General features: G+C 71.4%; 17 protein-coding genes. 14 read left to right on the top strand and 3 right to left on the bottom strand.

Features of this window, described 5'->3' with window-relative positions:
• The first annotated feature begins 80 nt into the window (after positions 1-80).
• Positions 81-1007: a DMT family transporter gene (locus ACTMTU_RS01350; protein ID WP_441261961.1), complete on the top strand. Its 927-nt coding sequence runs from the start codon at positions 81-83 to the stop codon at positions 1005-1007.
• 11 nt (positions 1008-1018) lie between these two features.
• On the top strand, positions 1019-1417 hold the full coding sequence (locus ACTMTU_RS01355; protein ID WP_441261539.1) for a hypothetical protein: 399 nt from the start codon (positions 1019-1021) through the stop codon (positions 1415-1417).
• Positions 1418-1600: 183 nt separating this feature from the next.
• Here the strand turns inward: ACTMTU_RS01355 and ACTMTU_RS01360 are convergent, their stop codons facing one another.
• The gene (locus ACTMTU_RS01360) at positions 1601-1801 is read right to left on the bottom strand and encodes a hypothetical protein (RefSeq protein ID WP_307709177.1); all 201 of its coding nucleotides are present in this window, start codon (positions 1799-1801) and stop codon (positions 1601-1603) included.
• A 146-nt stretch (positions 1802-1947) separates the two neighbouring features.
• Here ACTMTU_RS01360 and ACTMTU_RS01365 point away from each other — a divergent pair, with 146 nt between their 5' ends.
• The 5 genes from ACTMTU_RS01365 to ACTMTU_RS01385 are packed head-to-tail and all read left to right on the top strand — an operon-like array spanning position 1948 to position 6389.
• Entirely contained in the window at positions 1948-3177 is a 1230-nt protein-coding gene (locus ACTMTU_RS01365; RefSeq protein WP_441261540.1) for a sensor histidine kinase, read from the top strand.
• The gene (locus ACTMTU_RS01370; RefSeq protein WP_441261541.1) at positions 3174-3845 is read left to right on the top strand and encodes a response regulator transcription factor; all 672 of its coding nucleotides are present in this window, start codon (positions 3174-3176) and stop codon (positions 3843-3845) included. The genes ACTMTU_RS01365 and ACTMTU_RS01370 overlap by 4 nt, the downstream gene beginning before the upstream one ends.
• Before the next feature lie 9 nt (positions 3846-3854).
• On the top strand, positions 3855-5060 hold the full coding sequence (locus tag ACTMTU_RS01375) for a cytochrome P450 family protein (protein WP_441261542.1): 1206 nt from the start codon (positions 3855-3857) through the stop codon (positions 5058-5060).
• Between the two features lie 8 nt (positions 5061-5068).
• Complete coding sequence (locus tag ACTMTU_RS01380; RefSeq protein WP_441261543.1) at positions 5069-5983, top strand: hypothetical protein; 915 nt, start codon at positions 5069-5071, stop codon at positions 5981-5983.
• On the top strand, positions 5970-6389 hold the full coding sequence (locus tag ACTMTU_RS01385) for a PaaI family thioesterase (protein WP_441261544.1): 420 nt from the start codon (positions 5970-5972) through the stop codon (positions 6387-6389). Before ACTMTU_RS01380 ends, ACTMTU_RS01385 begins: the two co-directional genes overlap by 14 nt.
• 30 nt (positions 6390-6419) lie before the next feature.
• On the opposite strand, the gene ACTMTU_RS01390 is transcribed toward ACTMTU_RS01385, so the two are convergent.
• Positions 6420-7424, bottom strand: a complete 1005-nt coding sequence (locus tag ACTMTU_RS01390) for a Gfo/Idh/MocA family protein (RefSeq protein ID WP_441261545.1) — start codon at positions 7422-7424, stop codon at positions 6420-6422.
• 156 nt (positions 7425-7580) lie between these two features.
• On the opposite strand from ACTMTU_RS01390, the gene ACTMTU_RS01395 reads away from it, so the two are divergent.
• From ACTMTU_RS01395 to ACTMTU_RS01425, 7 genes are all read left to right on the top strand, one after another.
• On the top strand, positions 7581-8300 hold the full coding sequence (locus tag ACTMTU_RS01395; protein WP_441261962.1) for a GntR family transcriptional regulator: 720 nt from the start codon (positions 7581-7583) through the stop codon (positions 8298-8300).
• 132 nt (positions 8301-8432) lie between these two features.
• Positions 8433-9431: a sugar ABC transporter substrate-binding protein gene (locus ACTMTU_RS01400; RefSeq protein ID WP_307709184.1), complete on the top strand. Its 999-nt coding sequence runs from the start codon at positions 8433-8435 to the stop codon at positions 9429-9431.
• 151 nt (positions 9432-9582) lie between these two features.
• Positions 9583-10596, top strand: a complete 1014-nt coding sequence (locus ACTMTU_RS01405) for a sugar ABC transporter substrate-binding protein (RefSeq protein ID WP_441261546.1) — start codon at positions 9583-9585, stop codon at positions 10594-10596.
• Positions 10593-11654 carry an ABC transporter permease gene (locus ACTMTU_RS01410; RefSeq protein WP_441261547.1) on the top strand — a complete coding sequence of 354 codons (1062 nt, stop codon included), beginning with the start codon at positions 10593-10595 and terminating at the stop codon, positions 11652-11654. The genes ACTMTU_RS01405 and ACTMTU_RS01410 overlap by 4 nt, the downstream gene beginning before the upstream one ends.
• On the top strand, positions 11655-12500 hold the full coding sequence (locus ACTMTU_RS01415; RefSeq protein ID WP_441261548.1) for an ATP-binding cassette domain-containing protein: 846 nt from the start codon (positions 11655-11657) through the stop codon (positions 12498-12500).
• 83 nt (positions 12501-12583) lie between these two features.
• Positions 12584-13750: an ROK family glucokinase gene (locus ACTMTU_RS01420; protein ID WP_441261549.1), complete on the top strand. Its 1167-nt coding sequence runs from the start codon at positions 12584-12586 to the stop codon at positions 13748-13750.
• Entirely contained in the window at positions 13747-14328 is a 582-nt protein-coding gene (locus tag ACTMTU_RS01425) for a hypothetical protein (RefSeq protein WP_441261550.1), read from the top strand. The genes ACTMTU_RS01420 and ACTMTU_RS01425 overlap by 4 nt, the downstream gene beginning before the upstream one ends.
• A 121-nt stretch (positions 14329-14449) precedes the next feature.
• Here the strand turns inward: ACTMTU_RS01425 and ACTMTU_RS01430 are convergent, their stop codons facing one another.
• Positions 14450-15487 carry a hypothetical protein gene (locus ACTMTU_RS01430; protein ID WP_441261551.1) on the bottom strand — a complete coding sequence of 346 codons (1038 nt, stop codon included), beginning with the start codon at positions 15485-15487 and terminating at the stop codon, positions 14450-14452.
• Positions 15488-15571: the final 84 nt, after the last annotated feature.

A 15571-nucleotide genomic window follows, 5' to 3' on the forward strand; every position in this document is an offset into this window, starting at 1 on the left:
CTGCGCGGGTCCCGGTACGGTGATCGCTCCCGTGTGCGAGCCGCTGACGTCTCCACCCCGTCGTGTCCGCTGGAGACCAGGTGTCGTCGATCGCCGTACCCGCACCCGCACTCGCCCCCCGCCGGGCCTGGCTCACCGACCTGCCGGTGCTGGTCGTCGCCGTCGTCTGGGGTGCCAGCTATCTCGCGGCGAAGGGCATCACGACCACGCACACCGTCGTGGCCGTCCTCGTCCTGCGGTTCGCGCTCGTCCTGCCGGCGCTCGCCGTGGCGGGACGGCGCAGGCTGCGGTCGCTGACCGCCGCGCAGTGGCGGGGGGCCGGGCTGCTCGGACTGGTCCTGAGCGCCGTCTTCCTGCTCGAGACCTACGGCGTGGTCCACACCTCGGCCACCAACGCCGGCCTCATCATCAGCCTCACCATGATCTTCACGCCGCTCGCCGAGGCGGCGGTGACCCGGCGCCGGCCCCCGTCGTCCTTCCTCGCCGCGGCCGCCGTATCGGTCGCGGGCGTGGTGCTGCTGACCCAGGGGGCGGGCTTCACCACCCCCTCCACCGGTGACCTGCTGATGCTGCTGGCCGCCGTGGTCCGCACCGTCCATGTGCTCGCCATGGCCAGGATCAAGGCGGTCCGCGGCGCGGACTCCCTCTCCCTGACGACGGTGCAACTCGGGGCGGCGGTCGCCGTGTTCACCGTGCTGGCCGTTCTGCCGGGCGGCGGGGCGTCACCGTGGGCGGTGGCCGTCGGCTTCGGGCCACGTGAATGGGCCGGGCTGGTGTTCCTGTCCGTCTTCTGCACGCTGTTCGCGTTCTTCGTGCAGATGTGGGCCGTACGCCGCAGCTCGCCGTCCCGCGTCAGTCTGCTCCTCGGCACCGAGCCGCTGTGGGCCGCCGCCGCGGGCATCGCGATCGGCGGCGAACACATCGGCGCGGTCGGCCTGGTGGGCGCGGCTCTGGTGCTCGCGGGGACGACCTGGGGGCGCCGCGCAGCCGACAGGGCCGACTGCTAGTTTCGACGCCCATGCGATCGCTTCAGTACGACATGGCCTTCCGCGCCCGCGCCAAGCGGACGCAGACCTGGGGCTTCGCCCTGTTGTCCGTGGCGGCGCTGCTGTGGGTGTGGTTCGGCGTGCTGCTGCTCCTCCCGTACACCCTCGACAGCACGTACGGCGAGGGCAAGGAGTGTGAGTCCCGCCTGCTGACGGAGTGGGGCACGGCCAACGAGGGCGGCGAGGACGCGACATGCGAGTCCGAGCGCGACTGGCCCGAACTCCTCGGCATCCTCGGCCTGTCCGTGCCGGTCGCGGTCGTCGGCACCGCGCTCTACACCAGCGGGAGCGTCGGCAACCGCCTGAGCGAGCACGCGGCGGAGGTCGCCCGGCTCATGGACGCGGAGCGGCCGGCGAAGGACAAGGCCTGACGGCGGCGGTCGGCGCGGCCCGCGATGTCCCGGCTCGACGGCGGCAACGCGGGTGCGGCCCGGTGCGGCGGTGCGCGGTCAGGCTCGGCGCGGTCCGGCGCCGGGCGCGGTCCCGCCCCGAAGCGGCGCGCTGCGCCGGCGTGGTCGGACGCGGGGCGCGACCAGGGCGCCGGCACCTGATCCTCAGCGGAACCGGTCCGACGCCACCATCATCACCCCGCCGAGCACCGCCAGCACGATGCTCGCGTAGAGCTCATGGCCGTCGAGGAAGCTCAGGCGCCGCACGACTCCCCAGAGCTTGAACCAGCCTGTGAGTTCGTGGGCCACACCCGCCGCGCCCCACACGAACAGCAGGAACCCGCCGACCTCGAGAATCTTCTTCATGCCCGCAGCCTCGCGCGGTGCTGCGTCCGCGCGCGTCCGGCGTCGGCACCGACCACGGCCGACGAAAGTATCCGGTCCCGCGACTTTGGTCGCTTCCGGCGCCCGGAAGGGCACATCCGAGCCACGGGCCTCGTAGCTTTGTCGACATGATCCGCGCCGAATACCCATGGCTGCTGCCCTCGGCCATGGCCGACCCACCCGACCCCGACCTGCCCGGCAACCAGGGCAGGGCGAGGCCCCGGCGCACCGTACGCGACTGGGTCGTCGACACCTTCGTCTTCCTGGCCGCCGCCCTGATCGGCGTGCTGGCCGCCGACGCCAGTGCCCAGGCGGGGAATTCCGAAGCCGTGATCGTCGCCGATCAGCTGCTGGGCGCCGCCGCCTGCTGCGCCCTGTGGGTCCGCCGGCGGGCGCCCGTATCACTCGCCGCGTCCATGGTCGCCGTCTCCGCGGTCGCCCCGGCGGCCGGAGGCGCGCTGATGCTCAGCCTGTTCAGCCTCGCCGTGCACCGCCCGTTCCGGCCCGTCGCCGTCATCGGAGTGCTGGCGATGGTGTCCGGCGCGGTCCAGGCCCTCCTGCGGCCGGACCCGAGCGTCTCCTTCCTCGCCTCCACGGTCGCCGGGGTCGTACTGGTGCTCCTGATGGTCGGCTGGGGCATGCTGGTGCGCGCCCGCCGCCAGTTGGTCATCGCCCTGCGTGAACGTGCCCGGCGGGCCGAGGCGGAGGCCGCCCTGCGCGCGGCGCAGGCGCAGCGGCTCGCCCGCGAGGCCATCGCCCGCGAGATGCACGACGTGCTCGCGCACCGGCTCACACTGCTGAGCGTGCACGCCGGAGCGCTCGAGTTCCGGCCCGACGCGCCGCCCGCGGAGGTCGGCAGGGCCGCCGGTGTGATCCGCGACAGCGCACACGAGGCGCTCCAGGACCTGCGTCAGATCATCGGCGTGCTGCGTGCCCCCGGTGACAGCGACGGCCCTGACCGGCCCCAGCCCACGCTCGCGACCCTCGCCGCACTGGTCGGTGAGTCCCGGGATGCCGGTATGAGGGTCACGCTCGACAACGCCGTCGCCGACCCGGACGGCGTGCCCGCCGCCACCGGCCGTACCGCGTACCGCATCGCCCAGGAAGGACTGACCAACGCCCGCAAGCACGCCCCGGGCACCGACGTCACCCTCTCACTGAGCGGGAGCCCGGGGGAGGGGATCACCGTGCAGGTCGACAACGAGGCCCCGGCCGGCGAGGTCCCGAAGGTCCCCGGATCCGGCCAGGGCCTGATCGGCCTGACCGAACGGGCTACCCTCGCGGGCGGACGGCTGGAGCACGGTGTGCGGGGCGACGGCGGATTCCGGGTACGGGCCTGGCTACCGTGGTCCGCATGACTATCCGGCTGATCGTCGTGGACGACGACCCGCTCGTACGGGCAGGCCTCGCCCTCATGCTGGGCGGGGCCGGCGACATCGAGATCGTGGGGGAGGGGGCCGACGGCTCCGAGGTGGCGGAACTCGTCGACCGGCACGGGCCGGACGTGGTCCTGATGGACATCCGCATGCCGGTCATGGACGGCCTCGCCGCCACCGAGCGGCTGCGCCGCCGGCCGGATGCGCCGGAGGTCGTGGTGCTGACCACCTTCCACGCCGACGAACAGGTGCTGCGGGCCATGCGTGCGGGTGCGGCGGGGTTCGTGCTGAAGGACACGCCGCCCGCGGAGATCGTCGCCGCGGTGCGCAGGGTCGCCGCCGGCGATCCGGTGCTGTCCCCGGCGGTCACCCGGCAGCTGATGACCCATGTGGCGGGCAGCGGCGCCGACACCCGTAGGGCCGCGGCCCTGCGCCGTCTCGAACTGCTCGCCGGCCGCGAGCGGGAGGTGGCGCTCGCCGTCGGCCGCGGCGGTTCCAACGCGGAGATCGCGGCGACGCTGTACATGAGCGTCGCCACCGTCAAGACGCACGTGTCCCGCATCCTGGCCAAACTGGACCTCAACAACCGTGTCCAGATCGCGTTGTTGGCGCACGACGCGGGCCTGCTCGACGACGAGGAACGCACGTAGGGTGAGCCGGTGACCATCGTTGATCTGGACCAGTACGGGCCCGACTTCACCGCGAACCCGTATCCGTACTACGCGCGATTGCGGGAATCGGGCCCCGTGCACCGCGTGCGCGGGGCCGACGGCGGGGAGTTCTGGCTGATCGTCGGCCACGAGGAGGGACGGGCGGCACTCTCCGACGCGCGGCTGTCGAAATCGCCGGCCACCATAGGCGTGACCATGCTCGACGAGCAGGTCATCGGCCCCAACCTCCTCGTGCTCGACCCGCCCGACCACACCCGGCTGCGCAAGCTGGTCAGCCGTGAGTTCACCCCGCGTCGCGCGGAGGCGCTGCGGCCCCGCGTCCAGCGGATCACGGACGATCTCCTGGACGAGATGCTGCCGGCCGGCCGTGCCGACCTCGTCGACGCGCTGGCCTTCCCGCTGCCGATCGTCGTGATCTGCGAACTCCTGGGCATCCCCGCCGCCGACCGCGACGCCTTCCGCAAGTGGTCGAACGAGGTGGTCGCCCCGACCTCCCAGGAAGCGGGGGAGGACGCCGTCCGGCAGCTCGCGGTCTACCTCGACGAACTCATCGAGGACAAGCGCTGCGCCGCCCCGACGGGCGATCTGCTCTCCGCCCTCGTCCGCACCCTCCCCGGCCCCGCCGAAGCGGACGGTCCCGCCGCCGAGGACGACCGGCTCTCCACGGCCGAACTGCGCGCCCTCGCCTACCTCCTGCTCGTCGCCGGCCACGAGACGACCGTCAACCTGATCTCCAACGGTGTGCGCGCCCTGCTCACCCACCCCGACCAACTCGCCGCCCTGCGCGCCGACTTCTCCCTCCTCGACGGCGCCGTCGAGGAGATGCTGCGCTACGACGGACCCGTGGAGACCGCGACCGTCCGCTTCAGCACCGCGCCCGTGCCGGTCGGCGACCAGGTCGTTCCGCAGGGCGCGATGGTGCTGATCGGCCTGGCGGCCGCCGACCGCGACCCGGCCCGGTACGCCGACCCCGACCGCTTCGACATCCGCCGGGACACCCGGGGCCATCTCGCCTTCGGGCACGGCATCCACTTCTGCCTCGGCGCGCCACTGGCCCGTCTGGAGGCACGGATCGCCGTCCGCTCCCTCCTGGAACGCTGCCCCGACCTCGCCCTGGACTCCCCGGCGGACACGTACGAATGGCTGCCGGGCCTCCTGATGCGTGGTGTCCGCCGGCTGCCGGTGCGCTGGTAGGGCCGGCCGTGGCCGAGCGGGCACGTTATGTGGTGGTCAGGGACGGGGCCTGGCAGCAGTTCTACTTCCGCCGGGGCGGGCGGCGCCTGGCCGTCGACGCGGCGGAAGGGCCCGAGGAGTTCGGCCGTTTCATCGCCGGTCTGGAGCCCGTGGGGCCCCGCGGCTGGATGGACGACATCTCGTGCGAGGCCGCGGCGGTCGTCGACCACGACCGCCGTGTCCTGCTGCTGTTCACCTGGCACCTGGAGACGTACGAGGAGCGACGGACCCTGTTCGCCGTCCTCGCCAGGACCTGGCCGGGCTGGGAGGTCCGCTGGGCGTACGACGGGCTGGAGGACGTCGTCGCCCACGTGGGCCTGGAGCGGGAGTCCGTGCGTTCGGAACTCGGCACCCGGCCCGGCGGCCCGCTGTTCGCCGCCTCCCCCGACGAGCCGGACTTCACGATCGCCGTCACGATGACCTACCGGGAGGGTCCGCAGGCGCACGCGGTCTTCGGCGAGAACGTGTCCGACGTGCTGGCACACGGCCCCGACGTCGTCCGCCACCTGCTGCCGGTCACCCGGGTGTCCAGGCTGCTCCGCATCCCTTACGGGGGGGTGCACATCGATGTACCCGCCCGTCGCGTCGCCGCCTGGACCCGCGGGAACTTCCACGGCGGGGCGGCGGCCGCCCGCCGGCTGCCCGGCTGGCCCGGCTGGGAGTGGACCTGCTGGTACGACGCCCACGAGCGGCAGCAGGCGGCGAGCGCCGGGGCGCTCGCCTTCGCCGCGCCGGACCCGTCCGCCGGAGTCCGGGCCTGGATCGAACAGCTCGACGAACCGCGGCCGGCCGACGGCACGGAGAGCGAGGCGCGAGCCGCGCTCCGTGCCGTGCTCGACGCCCTCGACCCGACTTCCATGGAGTGCGCACATGACCGGACTTGATCTCGACACCGCGCGCAAGGTGCTCGACAGCCAGCCGTTCAGCAGACTGCTCGGCGCGCGGATCACCGCCTTCGGCGACGGTGAGGCCGTGCTCGAGGTGGACGTCCGTGAGGACCTGCGCCAGCAGAACGGATATCTGCACGGCGGAGTCCTCGCGTACGCCGCCGACAATTCGATCACCTTCGCCGCCGGGACCACCCTCGGGCCGGCCGTGCTGACCGGCGGCTTCTCCGTGCAGTACCTGCGGCCCGCCACCGGACGAACGCTGGTCGCCCGTGCCGCCGTCGTGCACACCGGACGACGGCAGGCCGTCGTCCGCTGCGATCTGCTCACCGTCGGTGCCGACGGGGACGAGATCCTCTGCGCCGTCGCACAGGGCACCGTCCTGTCCGCGGGGACATCGTGACGTCCGCGGGCCGGTGACCGGCCCGCCGTGTCAGTCCGCCGGGATCTCCTCCAGCCGGACAGGACGGTGCTCCCGGCGGGACAGTTCGCAGGCCTCCGCGATCCGCAGCGCCGTCAGTGCCTCCCGGCCGTCGCACGGATTCTCCGCCTCGCCCGCCACCAGACGCACGAACGCGTCCAGCTCCGCCTCGTACGCCGGGGCGAAACGTTCGAGGAAGCCCGGCCACGGCTTGTCGACGGGCGGCAGGCCGTGCGGCTCCGTGGAGCTGATCGGCGTACGGTCGTCGAGGCCGACGGCGACCTGGTCGAGCTCGCCGGCCAGCTCCATCCGCACGTCGTAGCCGGCGCCGTTGCAGCGGGTGGCGGTCGCCGTGGCCAGCGTCCCGTCGTCGAGCGTGAGCAGCGCCGCCGCCGTGTCGATGTCGCCCACCTCCTTGAACATCGGGTGGCCGGCGTCCGAGCCGGTCGCGTACACCTCGGTGACCTCACGGCCGGTCACCCACCGCAGGATGTCGAAGTCATGGACCAGGCAGTCCCGGTACAGGCCGCCCGACAGCGGCAGGTAGGCCGCGGGCGGCGGCGCGGGGTCGGACGTGATGGCCCGTACGGTGTGCAGCCGGCCGAGGCGGCCGGAGCGCACCAGCTCGCGCGCCGCCGTGTAGCCGGCGTCGAAGCGCCGCATGAAGCCCAGCTGGAGCGCGGTCCCCGCCTCCTCGACCGCCCGCAGCGCCCCGAGGGTGCCCGGCAGGTCAAGGGCGATCGGCTTCTCGCAGAACGCCGGGATGCCGGCGCGCGCGGCACGGGCGATCAGTTCGGCGTGCGCGGCGGTCGCGGAGGCGATCACCACCGCGTCCACGCCCCATGTGAAGACCTCGTTGCTGCTGGGCGCGGCGGTGGCGCCGCAGCGGTCCGCCACCTCCGCCGCCCGGACGGCGTCGGTGTCCGCCACGACCAGGGAACCCACCTCGCGGTGGCGGCTGAGCACCCCCGCGTGAAAGCTGCCGATACGTCCCGTCCCGATGAGTCCGATGCGCATGGCCCAAAGGTGGAGGTGGGGCCACCGCGCTGTCAAGACTTTGTCCTGACAATCGAACCTCACGACTTCCCGTCAACATGGCGTGCGACTACGCTCCCTCACGTGCCCAAGCAGCCCAGACACGAGACGGGACCGTCGCTGTCGCTCCAGCTGAGCGTGGACCGGACCAGCCCGGTCCCGCTCTATTTCCAGCTTTCGCAGCAGCTGGAATCAGCCATCGAGAGGGGGGCGCTCACCCCCGGCAGTCTGCTCGGCAACGAGATAGAGCTCGCGGCCCGGCTCGGGCTGTCCCGGCCCACCGTCCGCCAGGCCATCCAGTCCCTGGTCGACAAGGGACTGCTGGTGCGCCGCCGAGGCGTCGGCACCCAGGTCGTGCACAGCCAGGTCAGGCGGCCGCTGGAGCTCAGCAGCCTCTACGACGACCTGGAGGCGGCCGGCCAGCGGCCCGCGACGGTCGTGCTCACCAACGAGATCGAGCCCGCGAGCGCCGAGGTCGCGGCCGCCCTCGGCGTCCCCGAGGGCAGCGACGTGCGGCTGATCGAGCGGCTGCGCTACGCCCACGGCGAGCCGATGGCCCGGCTCCGTAACCATCTGCCGGCCGGCCTCCTCGAGTGCGACACCGAACGGCTGGAGTCCACCGGCCTCTACCGGATGATGCGGGCCGCGGGCATCACCCTGCACAGCGCCCGCCAGTCGGTCGGCGCCCGCACGGCGACGGAGCAGGAGGCCGAACTGCTCGGCGAGCCGGCCGGAGCACCGCTCCTGACGATGGAACGCGCCACCTTCGACGACACGGGCCGGCCGGTCGAGTTCGGCTCCCACGTCTACCGCGCCTCGCGCTACGCCTTCGAGTTCCAGCTCCTTGTGCGGCCGTAGATCACCGCGTCTCCGGCCGCGGGCGGGGCTCTCGCGTAAGAATGTTCGGACAAAGTCTTGACGGGGTCGCGGAGCAGCCGTAGAAACTCACCCAGCCGCAACCGGGCGGCCGGGAGAGAAGGCGGACCCACCATGCGTAGCCCCCGCACGGCAGCAGCCCTGCTCGCCGCATGTGCCCTGGTCGTCGTCGCCGGATGCAGCAGTTCCGGTGGCAAGGACGCCGACGAGAAGCCGTCGGGGGACGGCGCGGGCGGCGAGGCCGCGAAGACCCCCCGGATGAAGATCGCCATGGTGACGCACTCAGGTCAGGGCGACACCTTCTGGGACATCGTCCAGAGCGGGGCCAAGGTCGCCGCACGCAAGGACAACGTCGACTTCCTCTACGCGGCGAACCCGGAGGGCAAGGAGCAGGCCCAGCTGGTCCAGACGTACATCGACCAGAAGGTCGACGGGATCATCGTCACCCTCGCCAAGCCGGAAGCGATGAGCGACGTGGTGAAGAAGGCCGTGGCGGCGGGCATCCCCGTCGTCACGATCAACTCCGGAGCGGAGTTCTCCGACGGCCTCGGCGCGCTCAGCCACATCGGCCAGGACGAGTCGGTGGCCGGCGAGGCCGTCGGCGAGGAGCTCAACGCCCAGGGGAAGAAGAAGGCGCTCTGCGTCATCCACGAACAGGGCAACGTCTCCCTCGAGGCCCGCTGCGCCGGCGTGAAGAAGACCTTCGACGGCACGGTCGAGAACCTCAACGTCGAGGGCACCAACATGCCCGCCACCACCTCCTCCGTCGAGGCGAAACTCCAGAGCGCCGAGGACATCGACGCCGTCGTCACCCTCGGGGCGCCCTTCGCCGCCGCGTCGGTGAAGGCGAAGCAGGGCGCAGGGTCGGCGGCGGAGATCAGCACCTTCGACCTCAACGCGGAGGTCGTCGCCCGTCTCAAGGCCAAGGAGATCGCCTTCGCGGTCGACCAGCAGCCCTACCTCCAGGGCTATCTCGCGGTCGACGAACTGTGGCTCAACAAGGTCAACGGCAACGTGATCGGCGGCGGCAAGCCGATCCTCACAGGTCCCGCCCTGGTCACCGAGAAGGATGTCCCCGCGCTCGAGAAGCTCACGGCCGACGGCACGCGGTGAACGCGCTCGAAGCGGCCCCCGCAGCCGCCTGCCCGCCCCCGCTGCCGACCCCGCGACCAGCGATGACCGATACTTGGGCGGCCGGCCGGGTCCGTCCCGGGGCCGGCCGCAGCAGGCAGGACAGCGAGTACGGCAAGAAGGGCACCACGTCGTGGCAAGGGCAAGGACAGGGGTACGCGCGCTCGGCGCGGTGCTGGCGGCGGTACTCGGCATGTCCCTCGCGGGATGCAGCAGCACCGGCGGCAAGCGGGCGGAGGACGCCCGCAAGGCCCAGGCCGCGGCCGGGAAGGCCGCGGTGAACACGCCGCGCTGGACCTTCGCCATGGTCACCCACTCGGGCGACGGCGACACGTTCTGGGACATCGTCCAGAGCGGCGCCGAGCAGGCCGCCGCCAAGGACAACATCAACTTCCTCTACGCCCACAGCGACGAGGGACAGCAGCAGGCGCAGCTCGTCGACTCCTACATCTCCAAGAAGGTCGACGCGCTGATCGTCACGCTCGCCAAGCCCGACGCGATGAAGGCCGTCGTCGCCAAGGCCCGCAAGGCCGGCATCCCCGTGATCACGGTGAACTCCGGATCCGAGCAGTCCAAGGCGTACGGCGCCCTCACCCACATCGGCCAGGACGAGACGATCGCCGGCGAGGCCGTCGGCGACGAGCTCGACGCGCGCGGCAAGAAGAAGGCCCTGTGCGTCCTGCACGAGCAGGGCAACGTGGGCCACGAGCAGCGCTGCGCGGGCGCGAAGAAGACCTTCGGCGGCGACATGCAGAACCTGTACGTCGACGGCACCAACATGCCCGACGTCCAGGCCTCCATCGAGGCGAAGCTCCAGGCCGACCGGTCCATCGACTCCGTCGTCACCCTCGGCGCGCCCTTCGCGGACGCCGCCGTCCAGGCCAGGAGGACCGCGGGGTCCAAGGCCGAGATCGACACCTTCGACCTCAACCCCAAGGTGGCGAAGGCACTCCAGGAGGGCACGCTCGGCTTCGCCGTCGACCAGCAGCCCTATCTCCAGGGCTACCAGGCAGTGGACCTGCTGTGGCTCTACAAGTACAACGCCGACGTCCTCGGCGGAGGGCGGCCCGTCCTGACCGGACCCCAGATCATCACCGAGAAGGACGCCGCCGAGCTCGAGGAATTCACGGAGCGGGGGACCCGATGAGCACGAGCGCACCACCGGCCACACCCGACAAGGCGCCGGACAGGACGGACGAGCGGCTGCTGCGCACGTCCCCGCTGCGGAAGCTGATGGGCCGCCCCGAGCTGGGCTCGGTCGTCGGCGCCGTCGCCGTCTTCGTCTTCTTCTCCGTCGTCGCGGACGCCTTCCTGCGGACGTCCAGCCTCGCCACCGTCCTGTACGCGGCCTCGACCCTCGGCATCATGGCCGTGCCGGTCGCGCTGCTGATGATCGGCGGGGAGTTCGACCTTTCCGCGGGTGTCATGGTGACCAGCTCCGCGCTGATCTCCTCGATGTTCAGCTACCAGATGACGGCCAACGTCTGGGTCGGAGCCCTTGTCTCCCTGCTGGTCACCCTCGGGCTGGGCGCCTTCAACGGCCTGATGCTCACCCGTACGAAACTGCCCAGCTTCATCATCACGCTCGGCACGTTCCTGATGCTGACGGGCCTCAACCTCGGCCTCACCAAACTCATCAGCGGCACCGTCTCGACCAAGTCCATCGGCGACATGGAGGGCTTCCCGTCCGCCAAGAGCGTCTTCGGCGAGTTCACCGTGGGCGGCACGACGATCAAGGCGACCATCGTGTGGTGGGTCGTGCTGATCGCGCTGGCCACCTGGATCCTGCTCCGCACCCGCTTCGGCAACTGGATCTTCGCGGTCGGCGGCGGCGCCGACGCGGCCCGCGCCGTGGGCGTCCCGGTCAAGCGGACCAAGATCCTCCTGTACATGGGTGTGGCCTTCGCCGCCTGGGTCTCCGGCCAGCACCTGCTGTTCTCGTTCGACGTCGTGCAGTCCGGGGAGGGCGTCGGCAACGAGCTGACGTACATCATCGCCGCGGTCATCGGCGGCTGTCTGATCACCGGCGGCTACGGCTCGGCGATCGGTTCGGCCGTCGGCGCGCTGATCTTCGGCATGACCAGCAAGGGCATCGTCTACGCGGAGTGGAACCCGGACTGGTTCAAGTTCTTCCTCGGAGCGATGCTCCTCCTGGCCACCCTGCTCAACGCATGGGTACGCAAGCGTGCGGAGGCGACCACCTAAATGAGTGCCCTTGTCGAGCTCGACGACGTCAGCAAGTACTACGGCAACATCCGGGCCCTCGAAGGTGTCTCCCTCGAGTGCCACGCCGGTGAGATCACCTGTGTCCTCGGTGACAACGGCGCCGGCAAGTCGACCCTGATCAAGATCATCGCGGGACTGCACCGGCACGACGCCGGCACCCTGCGCATCGAGGGCGAGGAGACCTCCCTCACCGGCCCGCGCGAGGCGCTGGACCGGGGGATCGCCACCGTCTACCAGGATCTGGCGGTCGTCCCGCTGATGCCGGTCTGGCGCAACTTCTTCCTCGGGTCTGAGCCGACCCGCGGCAAGGGCCCCTTCAAGCGCCTCGACGTGGAGACGATGCGGCGGACCACCCGGGCCGAGCTGCTGCGGATGGGTATCGACCTCCGCGACGTCGACCAGCCCATCGGGACGCTGTCCGGCGGTGAGCGGCAGTGCGTGGCCATCGCCCGCGCCGTCTACTTCGGCGCCAAGGTACTGGTGCTGGACGAGCCGACGGCCGCACTGGGTGTGAAGCAGTCCGGCGTGGTGCTGAAGTATGTGGCCGCGGCCCGCGACGCGGGTCTGGGCGTGGTGCTCATCACCCACAACCCGCACCACGCCTATCTGGTCGGCGACCGTTTCGTGCTCCTCAAGCGCGGTGTGATGTCCGGAAGCCACACCAAGCAGAGCGTCACACTCGACGAGCTCACCCGGCAGATGGCGGGCGGAAGCGAGCTGGAGGACCTCCGCCACGAGCTGGAGCGCGCCCCGGCGCCCACCCATCTCGGCGGCCACGCCGCCGGTACCGGAGAGCCCGCCGGCGAGGCGCGCCGGAAGGACTGAGCCCGCGGGCCTACTAGCATCGGGAGGGCGGGCGCCGCCCGACCCGGGACTCCGACCGGCCACCACGACCCCGCAGGGACGACTTGAGTACGTACCGCGACTTCACGAACCGAGGCACCGCCCGCGCCACCGTCCTCAAGACGGTCGGCACGCGCGAGCGGCGCTCGCACCTCACCGCGCCCCGCGTACCCACGGTCGGCATCGACATCGGCGGCACCAAGGTGATGGCGGGCGTCGTCGACGCCGACGGACTCATCCTCGAGAAGATCCGCACCGAGACCCCCGACAAGTCCAAGAGCCCCAAGGTCGTCGAGGACACCATCTGCGAGCTGGTGCTCGACCTCTCCGACCGGCACGACGTGCACGCCGTGGGCATCGGTGCGGCCGGCTGGGTCGACGCGGACCGCTCCAAGGTGCTCTTCGCACCCCACCTCGCCTGGCGGAACGAGCCCCTGCGCGACGCCCTCTCCGCCCGTCTCGCCGTCCCCGTACTGGTCGACAACGACGCCAACACCGCCGCCTGGGCGGAGTGGCGCTTCGGCGCCGGACGTGGCGAGGACCACATCGTCATGATCACGCTCGGTACCGGCATCGGCGGCGCGATCCTCGAGGACGGCCAGGTCAAGCGGGGCAAGTTCGGTGTCGCCGGCGAGTTCGGCCATATGCAGGTCGTGCCCGGCGGCCACCGCTGCCCGTGCGGCAACCGCGGCTGCTGGGAGCAGTACAGCTCCGGCAACGCCCTGGTCCGTGAGGCCCGCGAGCTCGCCGCCGCCGACTCGCCGGTCGCCTACAGCATCATCGACCGGGTCGGCGGCAACATCGGCGACATCACCGGGCCGCTCATCACCGAGCTGGCCCGCGAGGGCGACGCGATGTGCGTCGAGCTGTTCCAGGACATCGGGCAGTGGCTCGGTGTCGGCATCGCCAACCTCGCCGCCGCCCTCGACCCGTCGTGCTTCGTCATCGGCGGCGGCGTCAGCGCCGCCGACGATCTGCTGATCGGCCCCGCCAGAGAAGCGTTCCGCCGTCATCTCACGGGCCGCGGCTACCGCCCGGAGGCCCGGATCGCCAAGGCCCAGCTCGGCCCCGAAGCGGGTATGGTCGGCGCGGCCGACCTCGCGCGGCTGGTGGCCCGACGCTTCCGCCGGGCCAACCGCCGCCGTGTGGAACGCCACGAGCGCTACGAGCGCTACGCCCAGGCCCTGCGCAACCCGAGTTCTGTACGCCCCACCCAGGAACCGCCGTCATGACAACGCTGACCACCCGCCAGCCCACGCCGCAGCCCACTCCGCCGACCCCCGAGGGCCGGCGCCACATGATCGTGCGCCGCTGGATCACCGCGATCGTCATCGTGCTGCTCATCGGCATCCCGGCCGGCTACCTGGTGATCTCCGCCGGGCAGAGCCGCGCCAGTGGCCGTGACAAGGAGGCGGAGTCCGCCGCCCAGGGCCTGCGCGACTTCTGGCCCTCCATCATGAAGCGCCGCATCTTCGAGGTGCCGGTCCCCGAAGGCGCCAAGCGCGTCTCCTACTTCGAGACCAGCAACTGGAAGACCAGCCGGCTGTACGTCCAGTTCCGCACCTCGGCCAAGGGCCTCGACAGCTTCCTGAAGGGAGCGGGGACGAGCCGCGCGGCACTCGAGAACGGCAAGGTCACCATCAGCGAGCGGGACTCGGCCGTGGTCGGCTGGAACTTCAAGCTGAAGGGCCGTGCCTGGGCCGGCACCGTCCACAACCAGAAGGACCCGCGGCCGAGCAAGGACATCATGGTCGACCTGACGGAGCCGGACCGCCCCTGGGTGTACGTGGTCTCCACGGCCAACCCGTAGGAGCCCGCTCAGCCGTCCGACAGCCGGTTCCTGGCCCACCCGTGGCTCCTCATGAGGGCCACGGTTCCGTGGGGCGGGGGGTCGCCCACTCGGCGCGGGCCGGCGGGCCGGTCGGGCAGGCTCAGCTGTCCCCCTTCTTCTCGTGGGCCTTCTCGACCCAGGTCCCCGCCGTGATCCCGGCCTGGTCGAGGTGCCAGGCGGCCTGCAGGCAATGGAGCGCCGGAATGCCGAGCCGCCCGAACAGATCGCGTGCCGGAACGAGTTCGGCGAGCCGAGGGGTGAGCCGGCGCACATCGAACGGCGCGTCGGCGTGCTCTCCGGTCCGGAGCTGCGCGATGACGTCGAGGGAGTCGTCTTCCTTGTCTCTCGCCTTCCAGAAGTCCCGAACTCCCTCGAGTTCCCACTTCGGGGGAAGCAGAGTCCTCAGACTCAACGCGAGAGCACGATCGGAGACGGTCGTGAATATGGCGTTGGTGCACACTTCCGCGGCCTCACCCAGCGGTACGTCCGGCACACCCCTGGCGGAAGCGGCTTCCTCCTGCTTCTCCCTCATCTCTTCGGTCTGCTCGCGGAAGACCTCCTCAGCCTTCGCCCGATCCTCCCGAGGTCCACCGGAATCACCCATCTGTGGCAGCAACGAGGCGGCCCGAGCCGTGGTCCTCGCGAGGTCGAGCCGTTGCGCCGCGGGGATGCTCGGATCGCTCGCCATTTCTGTCGCTCCGGCCAGCTCCGCCTTCGGTCCCTGCGGCCCCGTCGGCTGTTCCGGGACGGAGCTCTCCGATCCGCCTGACCCACCGGCTCCTTCCGGAGTCAGTGAGGCGGTCAGCGGGTTCAGGATCAGGAGCAACTCGGTCCGGAGTTCGGGGGGCGTCCCGGGGTCACTGATCACGTCCAAAGCCGAAGTCGCCCGCTCCACCGCCGAGATGGTGCCTGCCCGCAGCTCGGGCGGCACCCGCGGATCGTGGCTGCCCGTCACCGCGGAGGCCACCTGCCGCACGATCGGGGTCAGCTGCTCCCTCAGTTCAGAGGGTGTCTCACGGTTGCTGATCACTGCCAGCGCGGAGGTGACATGCTGTGCGATATCGGTGACCTCTTCACGCTCCTGCGGTGCCGTCATCGGATCCTGGACCGTCCTGAGCGTGGCAGTCAGCTGCTGCACGGCCTGCGCGAGTTCCGCAGGGGCGCTCTTTCCTGCCTCCTTCAGGTTCGCCGTTGCCGTTTCGATCTCTTCGTTCTGCTGAGC

This window comes from Streptomyces sp. OZ13 (assembly GCF_052068155.1).
In the GTDB taxonomy this organism is placed as follows: Bacteria; Actinomycetota; Actinomycetes; order Streptomycetales; family Streptomycetaceae; genus Streptomyces.

Excerpts from the sequence above, each read along its gene's own strand:
- ACTMTU_RS01355 (WP_441261539.1), top strand. The coding sequence starts at position 1,019 with ATGCGATCGCTTCAGTACGACATGGCCTTCCGCGCCCGCGCCAAGCGG.
- ACTMTU_RS01360 (WP_307709177.1), bottom strand. The coding sequence starts at position 1,801 with ATGAAGAAGATTCTCGAGGTCGGCGGGTTCCTGCTGTTCGTGTGGGGC.
- ACTMTU_RS01365 (WP_441261540.1), top strand. The coding sequence starts at position 1,948 with ATGATCCGCGCCGAATACCCATGGCTGCTGCCCTCGGCCATGGCCGAC.
- ACTMTU_RS01370 (WP_441261541.1), top strand. The coding sequence starts at position 3,174 with ATGACTATCCGGCTGATCGTCGTGGACGACGACCCGCTCGTACGGGCA.
- ACTMTU_RS01385 (WP_441261544.1), top strand. The coding sequence starts at position 5,970 with ATGACCGGACTTGATCTCGACACCGCGCGCAAGGTGCTCGACAGCCAG.
- ACTMTU_RS01390 (WP_441261545.1), bottom strand. The coding sequence starts at position 7,424 with ATGCGCATCGGACTCATCGGGACGGGACGTATCGGCAGCTTTCACGCG.
- ACTMTU_RS01400 (WP_307709184.1), top strand. The coding sequence starts at position 8,433 with ATGCGTAGCCCCCGCACGGCAGCAGCCCTGCTCGCCGCATGTGCCCTG.
- ACTMTU_RS01410 (WP_441261547.1), top strand. The coding sequence starts at position 10,593 with ATGAGCACGAGCGCACCACCGGCCACACCCGACAAGGCGCCGGACAGG.
- ACTMTU_RS01415 (WP_441261548.1), top strand. The coding sequence starts at position 11,655 with ATGAGTGCCCTTGTCGAGCTCGACGACGTCAGCAAGTACTACGGCAAC.
- ACTMTU_RS01425 (WP_441261550.1), top strand. The coding sequence starts at position 13,747 with ATGACAACGCTGACCACCCGCCAGCCCACGCCGCAGCCCACTCCGCCG.